This window comes from Flavobacterium saccharophilum, from assembly GCF_900142735.1.
In the GTDB taxonomy this organism is placed as follows: Bacteria; Bacteroidota; Bacteroidia; order Flavobacteriales; family Flavobacteriaceae; genus Flavobacterium; species Flavobacterium saccharophilum.
Genome location: NZ_FRBY01000004.1, coordinates 482169 through 495362 on the forward strand (window position 1 = coordinate 482169; position 13194 = coordinate 495362).

Annotated in this window: 8 protein-coding genes; 6 read left to right on the forward strand and 2 right to left on the reverse strand. The window is 33.8% G+C overall.

Going from position 1 to position 13194, the window contains the following annotated elements:
* Positions 1-48: 48 nt before the first annotated feature.
* Entirely contained in the window at positions 49-1962 is a 1914-nt protein-coding gene (nagB, locus tag BUA98_RS15220) for a glucosamine-6-phosphate deaminase (RefSeq protein ID WP_072973920.1), read from the forward strand.
* Positions 1963-2222: 260 nt separating this feature from the next.
* Here nagB and BUA98_RS15225 read toward each other — a convergent pair whose 3' ends face one another.
* Together BUA98_RS15225 and BUA98_RS15230 are read right to left on the reverse strand one after the other, a co-directional pair.
* Entirely contained in the window at positions 2223-2936 is a 714-nt protein-coding gene (locus BUA98_RS15225) for a LytR/AlgR family response regulator transcription factor (RefSeq protein ID WP_072973922.1), read from the reverse strand.
* A 58-nt stretch (positions 2937-2994) separates the two neighbouring features.
* A complete protein-coding gene (locus BUA98_RS15230) occupies positions 2995-4053 on the reverse strand; it encodes a sensor histidine kinase (protein WP_072973924.1) in 1059 nt (352 codons plus the stop codon).
* Between the two features lie 427 nt (positions 4054-4480).
* On the opposite strand from BUA98_RS15230, the gene BUA98_RS15235 reads away from it, so the two are divergent.
* From BUA98_RS15235 to BUA98_RS15255, 5 genes are all read left to right on the forward strand, one after another.
* A complete protein-coding gene (locus tag BUA98_RS15235) occupies positions 4481-6358 on the forward strand; it encodes a sodium:solute symporter family protein (protein ID WP_072973926.1) in 1878 nt (625 codons plus the stop codon).
* A gap of 343 nt (positions 6359-6701) precedes the next feature.
* On the forward strand, positions 6702-7667 hold the full coding sequence (locus tag BUA98_RS15240; protein WP_072974120.1) for a glycoside hydrolase family 130 protein: 966 nt from the start codon (positions 6702-6704) through the stop codon (positions 7665-7667).
* A 7-nt stretch (positions 7668-7674) separates the two neighbouring features.
* Positions 7675-8742, forward strand: coding sequence for a carbohydrate-binding family 9-like protein (locus BUA98_RS15245; protein ID WP_072973928.1), 1068 nt, complete (start codon positions 7675-7677; stop codon positions 8740-8742).
* Between the two features lie 6 nt (positions 8743-8748).
* Complete coding sequence (locus BUA98_RS15250; protein ID WP_072973930.1) at positions 8749-9831, forward strand: putative glycoside hydrolase; 1083 nt, start codon at positions 8749-8751, stop codon at positions 9829-9831.
* 218 nt (positions 9832-10049) lie between these two features.
* The gene (locus tag BUA98_RS15255) at positions 10050-13190 is read left to right on the forward strand and encodes a beta-galactosidase, LacZ type (protein ID WP_072973932.1); all 3141 of its coding nucleotides are present in this window, start codon (positions 10050-10052) and stop codon (positions 13188-13190) included.
* The last annotated feature ends 4 nt before the right edge of the window (positions 13191-13194 follow it).

Sequence of the window (13194 nt, forward strand, 5' to 3'; positions counted from 1 at the left end):
GCGTATGTATTATATAATTTTATGCTAATAAATTAAGACAATACACAAATGATTAAAGAAAGTATAAATTTTAAAGAGGCTGGAAAGTTTGAAGAAACACGTTTTGAAAAGATTCATAATGTGATTTTTGATTCGTCTCAGGAAGCGTCTATATTAGTTGCTCAGGAAATCGCGAACATCATTCAGAGAAAAGAGGAATTGAATGAACCTTGTGTTTTAGGATTGGCAACCGGATCTTCCCCTATAAAAGTATACGAAGAATTAGTACGACTTCATAAAGAAGAAGGTTTGAGTTTTGCAAACGTAGTCACTTTCAATTTAGATGAATATTATCCAATGGATAAAAACAATATTCAAAGTTACTGGCACTTTATGCACGAACATCTTTTTGATCATGTAAATATACTACCTCAAAATATCAATATTCCCGACGGAAATGTAAGCAGTGAAGATCTTCAGCAATATTGTATCGATTATGAAATGAAGATTAAAGATTATGGCGGATTGGATTTTCAGCTTTTAGGAATTGGAAGAACGGGTCATATCGGATTCAATGAGCCGGGTTCTCACGTAAATTCAGGAACCAGAAGTATTACATTGGATCACTTAACAAGAGTTGATGCTGCATCTTCTTTTTTAGGGATTGATAATGTACCCAGAAAAGCCATTACAATGGGAATTGGTACTGTAAAACATGCCAAAAGAATTGTATTGTTAGGATGGGGAATCAGCAAAGCCGAAATAATTAAAAAAACAATTGAGGGAGAAATTTCTTCAAGAGTACCAGCTACTTATTTACAACAGCATAACAACACAACATTTGTCTTAGATACGGAAGCTTCATCAGAATTAACCAGAGTTAAAACACCCTGGTTAGTGAAATCGGTAATCTGGACAGAAGAATTAAAATTGAAAGCTGTGGCTTGGTTAAGCGAATTGACTCAAAAGCCTTTCCTTAAACTAACAGACAAAGATTATAACGATAACGGAATGTCAAGTGTTTTGACAGAAGAAGGAACTGCATACCATTTAAATATTAAGATGTTTAATAAAATGCAGCAAACAATCACGGGCTGGCCAGGTGGAAAACCAAACGCAGATGATACCTACAGACCAGAACGTGCCACTCCGGAGAGAAAAAGGATTATCATTTTCAGTCCACATCCTGATGATGATGTTATTTCGATGGGAGGAACTTTTGATAGATTGGTAGAGCAGGGGCATGATGTTCATATTGCTTACCAGACTTCTGGAAATATTGCGGTTTCTAATGAAGAAGCTTTAAAATTTGCTGAGATTTCAAAAGCATTAAATACTAATTCAGTGGAATCTGAAAATATTATCAACTTTTTGAAAAACAAAAAAAGCAATGATATTGATTCCCTAGAAGTGCGAAAATTAAAAGGATTGATTAGAAGAAGTGAATCTTTAGCCGCAACACGTTATTTAGGCTTGCCGGATTCTAATGTAAATTTTCTTGATCTTCCTTTTTATGAAACGGGAACAGTAAAGAAAAATAATCTTGGTGAAGCGGACATTAAAATTATGTGCGATATCATCGAAAGAATTAAACCACACCAAATTTACGCAGCGGGAGATTTAGCAGACCCGCACGGAACACACAAAGTATGCTTGGACAGTTTGTTTGAAGCTTTGAAAAGATTAAAACACAACAGTTATATGGATGATTGCTGGGTTTGGTTATACCGTGGAGCCTGGCATGAATGGGAGTCGTACCAAATTGAAATGGCGGTTCCAATGAGCCCCGATCAGGTGCTTAAAAAACGTCATGCAATTTTCTATCACCAGTCTCAAAAAGACGGAGTTATGTTTCAGGGAGATGACAGCAGAGAATTTTGGGTAAGAGTAGAAGACAGAAACAGATTAACAGCAGAGAAATATCACGCTTTAGGACTAGCAGATTATTCGGCTATTGAAGCTTTTAAACGTTATTATTTCTAGGTTGATTTAAAATATAATAGACTATATTTCATGTGGTTTATTTGGTTAGTTACCAACTTGAAAATGCAGCCCTGGTTAGGCTGCATTTTTTTTTGTATGAAAGTTATTTGTTATTTGTTAGAAGTTTTACGCAATAATGTCATCCTGAGGAACGAAGAATCACACTAGTAGCTCGACAAAGATTGGCGATTCTGGGAGCGGAATTTATTGTGTGATCTTCGTTCCTCAGGATGACAAACTGGACGAAAAGGTGTGTGTGTTTAGATCGAAGAATTCAAAATTCTTTGTTTGACATGCTCCATGTACGATCTTCCAATTACGTATCTAAGACCTTCAATCTCAATGCTGTTTCCTTCAACGGCATCGATTTTATCAATGGCTATCGTGTACGATCTGTGTATTCTTAAAAAATTTCTTTCAGGAAGTAAATCGGTGAAATCTTGTAAGGTACTATGAATGATATATTTGCCGGTTAGAGTGTTTATTTTTAAATAATCCTTCAGACTTTCAATAACTAAAATCTCATTAAAGAAAATTTTCTTCATTCTTTTCTTGTCAATTTTTACAAAAATAAAAGGGCTATCCGCGCTACTTTCCAACGGATTGTTGTTTTTGCCTTCAAGTCTTTTACTTGCTTTGTTTAAAGCTTTCATTAACCTTGGGAATTCGATTGGTTTTACCAGATAATCTAATACATCTAATTCGTAAGTTTCAATCGCAAATTGGCTGTAAGCACTGGTAATGATAAGCAGGGGCGGATTTTCAAGACTTTTTATAAAATTGATGCCATCCAAAACCGGCATGTTAATATCTAAAAAAATGACATCAACATTGTTGTTTTTTAAAAAGTTTAAACCTTCTATTGGATTGCTAAAAGTGTTTATAACCTCAAAATTTTCGATTGGCTCTAAATAATTTTTAATGACATTAATTGCCAATGGTTCATCATCTATGATTAAACAATTTATTTTCATCTTTATTAATATTATTTTTTGAGCGAAATAATTTTAGTGGTATTTTTTTTTAGGTGTATTAAGCGACTTTAATTTTCAGCTTTACAACAAAAATATTCTTTTTATTTTTAAAAGAAAGTTTGTACTCATTTTTATTATAACCTAATTCTAGTCTTTTTTTGACATTTTCAATTCCTATACCACTTGACTGGTTAAAATTATCTGTGTGGTGCGTAATTTCTGGCATTGGGTTCGAAATTGTAAAATATAGAAAATCATCTTTTACTTTGAAGTTAATATTAATTACAACTTTTCCTGTATTTCTGTTTACACCATGTTTAAAAGAATTTTCAATAAAAGTCAGTAATATTATGGGTGCAATTTCCTTATCATGAATATCTCCCGAAATAGACATATTTACTTCTAATCTGTCATCATTTCTAATTCGCTCCAGATCCAGATAATTTTGGATACACAGTATTTCGTTTTCCAAACTTTGTCTTTTACTTTTAGTGTCATAAAGCATATAACGCATTAACTCAGAGAGTTTGATAACGACTTTTGGTGTTTTGTTTGATTTTTCTACTGATAAAGCATAGATATTATTCAACGTATTAAAGAAGAAATGAGGAGAAATTTGTGACTTTAAAAATAGCAATTCGGTTTCCAATTGCGATTTTTCAAGGTCCGTAACTCGCTTTTGCTCATTCAGGAAATCAAAGGTTATTTTAATTGCAGTTACAAAAGTCATTACATACAATTCTCCCATCATCATCTCAATGCTGTAATTGAGTGTTAGTTTGGTTATGACTTCCGGCCCTTCGGGCCAAACGTTATGAGCGATTAATAAGTAGGTAAGGTTGAATTTTAGAATTACCATTAAAAAAATAGAGGACAGAATCGCAAATACATATAATATGTACTTTTTTCGATAAATCAGGTAGGGCATAAAAATCAAAATATTCAGATAACACAAAGTCATGTGAATTGGAAAGCCCAGTAAATTTGTTTTTAAGGAATACCAGTAGTCATTGAAATAGCTTCCCCATCGAAAAGTATTAAATAAAAAGTAAGTAAGCCAAAAAAGGACGTGATAACGCAGTGGTATCCGAGAAAGTTTGCCAGAACTGAAATTCATAATTAGAGTGTTTTTTGTGACTTTTTTTGATGTTTATCTTCGTTTATATGTCGTCCGTCTAAAATAGTTTTGCTAAAAATCAAATTTGTTTAGATTTAGAGTTAAATTAAGATTGTTTTTATCTGAAGAAATCTGTATTTTGTTTTACGACCAAATCTGATTGCAAGTTGTGAAATAAAAGTGTACAAAAATAAAAGTCGGTAAGTTTTTTTTAAACTCCGTTTTCTTCACTAAATCGATTTACGTATAAAATAATAAAGTCATGTTAACGAAGAAACAATATCGCATCATCAACAAGTTTTTCCTGAGGATCTTAAAATCAATGTAAAACCTGTTTATTACAAAGATTTCAAAAAAAATAACCAGTACACAAAAAACTAAAAACAGAAATAAAAATTAACTAACCAGCAAATAAATAATAAAATTAATGGATATCATTGACGTATCGATCATCGTAGCCTATATTCTGCTTTCAGTAGGAATAGGAATTTGGATTTCAAGAAAAGCATCAAAAGGATTAGATGATTATTTCCTTGGCGGAAAAACAATCAAATGGTATTTTTTAGGGTTGAGTAACGGATCAGGAATGTTTGATGTTTCAGGAACTTCCTGGATGATTGGCGTTCTGTTTTTATATGGTGTAAAAAGTTTTATGTTTATGTGGCTTTGGCCTATTTGGAATCAGATTTTTGTGATGATGTTCCTCGCAGTCTGGATCAGAAGATCAAAGGTAATGACAGGTTCTGAATGGATTTTAACCCGTTTTGGAAACGACAAAGCCGGAAAAGCATCTCATATTATTGTGGCTATTTTTGCCATTATTTCTACCATTGGTTTTATTGCTTATTTCTTTGAAGGAATCGGGAAATTCATAACCATTATTCTTCCTTGGGATTTAACGCTTCAATATGGAGATTTAATTCTCTTGACATCAGAACGTTCTTATGCTTTGATAATTATCTTTTTAACTACAATTTATACGGTTAAAGGCGGAATGTTTTCGGTAGTGGCTACAGAAGTGGTACAATATTTAATTATGATTATTGCCAGCGTTTTGATTGCAGGTTATGCCTTTGTAAATTATACTGATATTCAAATTAACTCTGTAATTAGCGAAGAGTGGAAAAATGTTTTCTTCGGATGGCAGTTCGAAACACAGTGGAGCGAAAAGTTTCAGACCTTTAATAATTTAATTGATTCAGAAGGATACAAAATGTTTGGTGCTTTTATTGGAATGACATTGTTCAAAGGCTTCTTTGCCAGCGTTGCCGGACCAACGCCAAGTTATGATTTACAAAGAATTCTGTCTACAAAATCGGTAAAAGAAGCGGCTTATATGAGCGGTTTTACAAATCTGATTTTATTCATTCCAAGATACTTATTAATCACTGGAATTGTGGTAATTGCTTTAATAAACCTGGCGCCGGAATTAAATGCAAATACAGGTTTAACCGGAGCCGATTTGGAATTATTAATGCCAAAAGTGGTTAATTTATATCTGCCTGTCGGAATAAAAGGACTTTTACTTGCCGGTTTATTGGCGGCATTTATGTCTGGATTCTCTGCTTTTGTAAATGCAGGACCAGCTTATATTGTAAATGATATTTATAAAAAATACTTCAAACCCGTTGCAACCAATGCACACTATATTAAAGTAAGCCAGATTTCTTCTTTCATAGTTGTTGGATTAGGCGTTTTTATGGGATTCTTTGCAGATTCTATTAATTCATTAACCTTATGGATCACCAGCGCCTTGTACGGAGGTTATGTGGCGGCCAATTTTTTAAAATGGATTTGGTGGCGCTTTAATGGCTGGGGGTATTTTTGGGGAATGTTTGCCGGCTTAATCGTAGCTTCTTTACAGTTCGTTTTAGGACAATATAAAGGAACTTTTACCCAAGGATCATTTTTATATGATTTGTCAGAAGTACAGGCGATTTACTTATTTCCAGTCATATTTGGTTTCTCCATTCTAGGTTGTCTTTTAGGAACTTTCCTAAGCAAACCAACAGATATGGATGTGCTAAAATCTTTCTACACCAATGTTAGGCCTTGGGGATGGTGGAGTCCGGTTTATAAAACATTAAAAGTAGAAGATCAGACGTTCGAAAAGAACAATGATTTCTGGAAAGATATGCTGAATTGTGTTATCGGAATTGTATGGCAGTCGAGTATGATTCTGCTTCCGATATACTTTGTGATCAGAGATTATCCAAAAGCTATTGCAGCATTAGTTGTGTTTTTAGTGACAACGACTATTTTGAAATTTACGTGGTTGGATAAAGTTCGAAAAATAGAGGATTAATTAGATAATTAGTCAATTAGATAATTAGAAAATAGAATATAGAAAAATATTAAACACATAGAAACATAGATTTTAATTGGTAAAAGGAGATTAAAAGAAACTAGTTTCTTACACATAGCTATGTTTCTTTAAGTTAATGCAATGCCTTTTTTAGGTTTCAAAAACTATGATTCTATGTGTTTAAAAAACTAAAAAATAAATTATTAAAACGCATAGGACATAGAACTTCAAGTGTGAAAAAAAAACTAGTTTCCCACACATAGCTTGTTTTTTCTAGCATCTATGTTTCTATGTGTTTTTAAAGAAAAGAATAAACAAAAAAACAACAAAACAATATTTAAAGATGAGTACAATTCCTTGGCAAGACAGACCCGAAAACAGCAATGATGTAATGTGGAGATATTCTGAAAATCCTATTATAGAAAGATACGCTATACCATCTTCAAACAGTATTTTTAATAGTGCTGTTGTTCCTTTTGGTGATGGATTTGCAGGTGTTTTCAGATGCGATAATAAAGCGGTTCAAATGAATATTTTTGCCGGTTTCAGTAAAAACGGAATTGATTGGGATATTAATCATGAACCAATTGTAATGCAATCCGGTAATACTGAAATGATCGAATCGGCATATAAATATGATCCCCGAGTTGTTTTTATCGAAGATCGTTACTGGATTACGTGGTGTAATGGCTACAACGGACCCACAATCGGAATTGGATATACTTTTGACTTTAAAGAGTTTTTTCAATGCGAAAATGCCTTTTTACCTTTCAACAGAAATGGTGTTTTGTTTCCACAGAAAATCAACGGAAAATATGCGATGTTAAGTCGTCCGAGTGATAACGGTCATACGCCTTTCGGAGATATTTGGATCAGTTATAGCCCGGATATGAAATATTGGGGAGAACACCGTTTGGTGATGAAACCAACTCCGTTTGAAGACAGTGCGTGGCAATGTACAAAAGTAGGAGCAGGACCAATTCCAATTCTTACTGACGAAGGCTGGTTAATGATTTATCATGGCGTTATCAATACCTGTAACGGTTTCCGCTATGCAATGGGATCGGCACTTTTAGACGTTAATTCTCCAGATAAAGTAAAATACAGAACTCAGCCTTATTTATTAGGACCTGCTGAACTTTATGAAATGGTTGGCGATGTACCAAATGTGGTGTTCCCATGTGCGGCTTTGCACGATACAGAAGAAGATAAATTAGCTGTTTATTATGGTGCAGCTGATACAGTTGTAGCTATCGCATTTGGTAAATTAAGCGAAGTGGTGCAGTTTACAAAAGATAACAGTTTATAGAAAAAATATGCGTTTAAAATCTAAATGTTTGGCAGTTGCTTTCGGGATTCTTTCGATAAGTGCTTATTCACAATCGAAAAAAGATGTTGTGCCCAAAACGTATGTAGCTGCTAAAACATCAACTCCAATTGCAATTGATGGAGAAGAAAATGATGCTTCGTGGAATAAAGTGGAATGGACGGCTCTTTTTGAAGATATCTCAACTGATGTAAAACCAAAATATGCCACCAAAGTAAAAATGCTTTGGGACGAAACCAACTTTTACATACTGGCAAAAATGGAAGAACCGCATGTTTGGGCGAATCTAAAACAACGGGATACCATTATTTTTTATAATAATGATTTTGAAGTTTTTATAGATCCGGACAGCGATACTTTTAACTATTATGAATTAGAGATAAATGCTTTAAATACAGCTTGGGATCTATTTTTGACGAAACCATACAGAGAAGATGATAAAGTGGTTTTAAACGATTGGAATATTCCCGGTTTAAAATCGGCTGTAAAAATCAATGGAACCTTAAATAATCCAAACGATACCGATGAAGGTTGGGTATTGGAAATGGCGATTCCGTGGGCATCATACAAAACAACTTTCTTTGATCAAAATGTTCCAGTAGATAAATTCTGGAGAGTTAATTTTTCGAGGGTAAACTGGCAACATGATGTCAAAAACGGAAGTTACGAACGCAAGAAAGATACTGAAGGAAAATTTCTTCCGGAATACAATTGGGTTTGGTCGCCAATGGGTGTAATCAATATGCATGAACCTGAAAAATGGGGTTATGTTTATTTTTCTTCAAAAGAAGGAAAAGACAGTTTTGAGATTCCGCAGGATGAAAAAGTCAAATGGGAATTGTACACACTTTACCGCGCACAGAAAGAATATCATAATAAAAATAAAACCTGGGCAAAATCGATAACAGATCTTACTAAAAAACCGATTACTGTTGATGGAAAAGTATTAAAACCAATACTCGAAAATCATACAACCGGATTTAATATAGCTGTAAAAAGTCCATTCTCGAATAAAACTTTAATTATAGAAGAAGACGGCAAAATAATATCAAAATAAACCACTATGAAACTACCAAAACTATTACTTTTTTTATTGGCACTTAGTATTTTTTCGTGTGCTAAAAAAGAAGAACAAACCACTTTTAAATTTGGAGTCTGGACAACGGCAGATGCTAAAAAATCTGATGCAGATTACACAAAAGAATTCAAAAAATACAAAGATGGAGGAATTGACGAAGTCTTAATAAATACAGGAACTGATCCAAAACTGTTAACAAGAATAGCACCTTTAGCAGCAAAAGAAGGTCTAAAAGTGCACGCCTGGATTATGGCGATGAACAGACCGGGCGATTCAATTGCTTTACAACATCCCGACTGGTATCAGGTAAGTAAAGAAGGAAAATCATGTTTTGATAACCGTCCGTATGTAGATTATTATCAATGGTTATGTCCAACCAGAAAAGAATCAAGAGAACACGTTTTACATTTAGTTGAAGAGTTAGCAAAAGTAGAAGGTATTGAAAGCGTTCACCTGGATTACATTCGTTTCCCGGATATCTTTTTACCAATCAGTTTATTACCAAAATACAATTTGGTTCAGGACGTAGAATTACCTCAGTTTGATTTTTGTTATTGTGACGAATGTGTAAAAGCATTCGAAAAAATCCATCATAAAAACCCAAAAACGAGCCATAACACTTCTATCGATATGGAGTGGAAAAACTTCAGACTTAATGCGATACAAGCTGTAGTAAATGACGCTTACAAAATTGTACACAAACACAATAAAAAACTAACGGCAGCGGTATTTCCTTATCCTGAAATGGCCGATCATATGGTGCGTCAGCGCTGGGATAAATGGGATATTGATGAAGTTTACCCAATGATTTATCATAGTTTTTATGATGAAGAAATTGACTGGGTTGGTTACGCAACAAAACAAGGAGTAGCCGATTTACAAGGCAAACAAACGAAAGTAAATACCGGAATTTATATTCCTGGATTAAAATCGGATAAAGAATTAAAAGAAGCCATTTTGTTAGCAAAAGATAATGGTGCCGTAGGAGTTTCGTTTTTCGATGGTGGCGCTTTATCTGAAAGCAATCTGAAAACAATTAAGGAAACAAAGGCAAGTTTAAATAATTAGTGGTTTTTTTGTTAAATCCGGATATCTGCTGAGTTGGTTAGCGTAGATATTCGGATTTTAATCAAAAGTAACTTTATATATTGATATCCTGAACCATAATAACAATTATGGTTCTGTTTGTTTTATTATAGTATGTATTTTTATTTCATAAGAAGGAGTATTTTATTATTTTTCTAACGGAATAAAATTTAAGAATTTACAAGAGTAAAAATCAAATAATGAAAAAAACTATATTCATTGCCGCACTCACCATAGCTTCTATATTTTCTGTTCAGGCACAGCAAAGTACTCCTTTCTGGCAAAACGAAAAAATCAATGAAGAAAATAGAGAACCCATGCATGTTTTCTATTATGTTTTTGAAAATGAAACATTAGCGGCGAATAATGACTGGAGAGCATCAAAAAACTATTTAGACATCAACGGTGCCTGGAAATTTAAATATGTTGACAGCCCGGCAGATCTTCCTGCAGCATTTGAAAAAAGCAATTTTAACGATCAAACGTGGGATAATTTTAAAATTCCGGCAAGCTGGGATGTAAATGGATATGGTTTTCCGGTTTACACTAATACCACTTATGATTTTGCAAAATACATAAAAGTAAATCCGCCTTTTGTTCCTGAAAACTATAATCCGACAGGAGTTTACAGACGCGAAATTACAATCGATAAATCCTGGGAAGGAAAAGATATTTTTCTTCATATTGGTACTGCAAAATCAAATCTAACGGTTTGGGTAAACGGTGTTTATGTAGGTTATGGCGAAGACGGAAAATTACCATCAGAATTTAACCTGAATAAATATGTAAAAACCGGTAAAAATACGATCGTCCTAAAAGTGATGAAATGGAGCGATGGTTCGTATTTAGAATGTCAGGATTTTTGGAGATTTAGCGGTATTACAAGAGATTCTTATTTAGTTGCAAGAAATAAAACACATTTAAAAGATTATGAAATCGTTCCGGATTTAGACGCTTCTTATGTAAATGGAACTTTGAAAATTGCAACTGAATTTTCAAATTTAAATCAAAAAGACAATTATACGCTAGAGGTTCAATTGAAAGATGGAGATAAAATTATTACTTCAAAGGTTATTTCCGCTTTAAGCGAAAAACAAACATTCGACCTTGCTGTGGATAATCCTAAGAAATGGAGTGCAGAAATCCCGAATTTATATCAGGTTAATTTTCTGCTGAAAGATAAAAAAGGAAATGTTATTGAAGTTATCCACCAAAATATTGGTTTTAGAAAAGTAGAAATCAAAGGGGGACAGCTTTTGGTTAATGGAAAAGCGATTTATATAAAAGGGGTTAACCGCCATGAAACAGATCCTGTTACCGGACAAACGATTTCAAGAGAACGTATGGAGGAAGATATTAAATTAATGAAAGAATTTAATATCAATGCCGTGAGAATGTCACATTATCCAAACGATGAATATTTCTATGAATTATGCGATAAATATGGAATCTATGTTGTGGATGAAGCCAATATAGAATCGCATGGAATGGGGTATGATCTTACCAAAACTTTAGGTAATAAACCGAGTTGGGAATTGGCGCATTTGCAACGTATGCAGCGTATGGTGGAGCGTGATAAAAACTTTCCTTCCATTATTATTTGGAGTATGGGAAATGAGGCTGGGAATGGTTATAATTTTTATCGAGGATATTTATGGATAAAAGATCGTGATAAATCGAGACCAATTCAGTACGAAAGAGCGACCGCCGGTGCGTGGGATGGAAAGGATTTGAAATACGAATGGAATTCGGATATCATCGATCCAATGTATAGTTCTCCAGATAAAATGGAAGAATATATATTGGCAAATCCGCATCCGGACAGGCCTTATATTCAATGCGAATATGCGCATGCAATGGGGAATTCAATGGGGAACTTTAAGGACTATTGGGATATAATCAGAAAGTATCCAAATTTCCAGGGAGGTTTTATTTGGGATATGATCGATCAGTCAGTATATAAAACACAGCCAGACGGAACTGTAGTTTTAGCTTATGGAGGAGATTTTGGACCTAAGGATACACCAAGTGATAATAACTTTCTGGACAATGGCGTTTTCAGCCCGGAACGAAAACCAAACCCGCATGCTTTTGAAATGCGAAATGTGTATCAAAATATTCTGACTTCGTGGGAAAATAAAGAAAGTACAATTATAAAAGTTTACAATGAATTTTCGTTTAAAGATTTAAGCAATGTGAGTTTGCATTGGAAATTAATTTTGGATGGAAAAGAGACTGAAAATGGTGTTATTGATAATTTAGAAATAAAACCAAATGAATCTAAAACCTATAAATTACCGATTAAATTAGACGGAAAACAGTTTCAGGAAGCTTTTATAAATGTGACGTATCATATCAAACAGGATGAGCCATTTTTACCAAAAGATTTCCAAATTGCAACAGAGCAACTGGCTCTTAAAGGAAGCTGGAAGAACGATATTAAAATCGTAGGCACTTCAAAAATAACGGTAGAAAAAAAGGAAAATAGTACCGTATTTAAAAGTGATAAAATGCAAATTACTTTTGATAAGAAAACGGGATTTATAAATGCTTATTCCTTCCAAAATCAGCCCATTATAAAAGAAGGATATCAATTGCGTCCTAATTTATGGAGAGCGCCAAATGACAATGATTTTGGAGCGTATCTTCAGGAGAAATTAAAACCATGGAAAGACGCAACAGAAAATCCGATCCTTGTAAATTGGGCCTATACTGTTTCCAAAGACAATAAAATTATTGTTACAGCAACATATGATTTACCTCAGGTTGTTTCAAAATTAGTTTTGAATTACGAACTTAGCGGCAACGGAGAATTAAGCGTGAAAGAAGAGTTAAACATTGATAAAACAAAAGAACAGCCCATGCTGCCAAGATTTGGTATGGAAATAATTGTTCCGAAAGACTTTAGTAATATGACTTATTACGGAAGAGGACCACACGAAAATTACATTGACAGAAACTACAGTTCGCAAGTGGGGCTTTATACTCAGACGGTTTCACAACAGTTTTATCCTTATATCCGTCCGCAGGAAACGGGAAATAAAACGGATATTCGTTGGGTTGAATTATCAAACGATAAATTGAAATTAACCGTAAAATCAGATGATATGTTGTCGATAACCGCTTTGCATTATTTGAATGAAGATTTAGATGATGGATTGAAAAAAGATCAAAGACACGCCGCCGAATTAAAAGAAAGAGATTTGACCAGTTTTAAAATCGATTACAAACAAATGGGTGTAGGAGGTATTGATAGCTGGCAAGCGTGGCCAATGAAAAAATATCTTATGCAAGACAAAAATTATCAGTATCAATTTAAAATTACACCATCTTTAAAATAATAAT

Excerpts from the sequence above, each read along its gene's own strand:
- nagB (WP_072973920.1), top strand. The coding sequence starts at position 49 with ATGATTAAAGAAAGTATAAATTTTAAAGAGGCTGGAAAGTTTGAAGAA.
- BUA98_RS15225 (WP_072973922.1), bottom strand. The coding sequence starts at position 2,936 with ATGAAAATAAATTGTTTAATCATAGATGATGAACCATTGGCAATTAAT.
- BUA98_RS15230 (WP_072973924.1), bottom strand. The coding sequence starts at position 4,053 with ATGAATTTCAGTTCTGGCAAACTTTCTCGGATACCACTGCGTTATCAC.
- BUA98_RS15235 (WP_072973926.1), top strand. The coding sequence starts at position 4,481 with ATGGATATCATTGACGTATCGATCATCGTAGCCTATATTCTGCTTTCA.
- BUA98_RS15240 (WP_072974120.1), top strand. The coding sequence starts at position 6,702 with ATGAGTACAATTCCTTGGCAAGACAGACCCGAAAACAGCAATGATGTA.
- BUA98_RS15245 (WP_072973928.1), top strand. The coding sequence starts at position 7,675 with ATGCGTTTAAAATCTAAATGTTTGGCAGTTGCTTTCGGGATTCTTTCG.
- BUA98_RS15250 (WP_072973930.1), top strand. The coding sequence starts at position 8,749 with ATGAAACTACCAAAACTATTACTTTTTTTATTGGCACTTAGTATTTTT.
- BUA98_RS15255 (WP_072973932.1), top strand. The coding sequence starts at position 10,050 with ATGAAAAAAACTATATTCATTGCCGCACTCACCATAGCTTCTATATTT.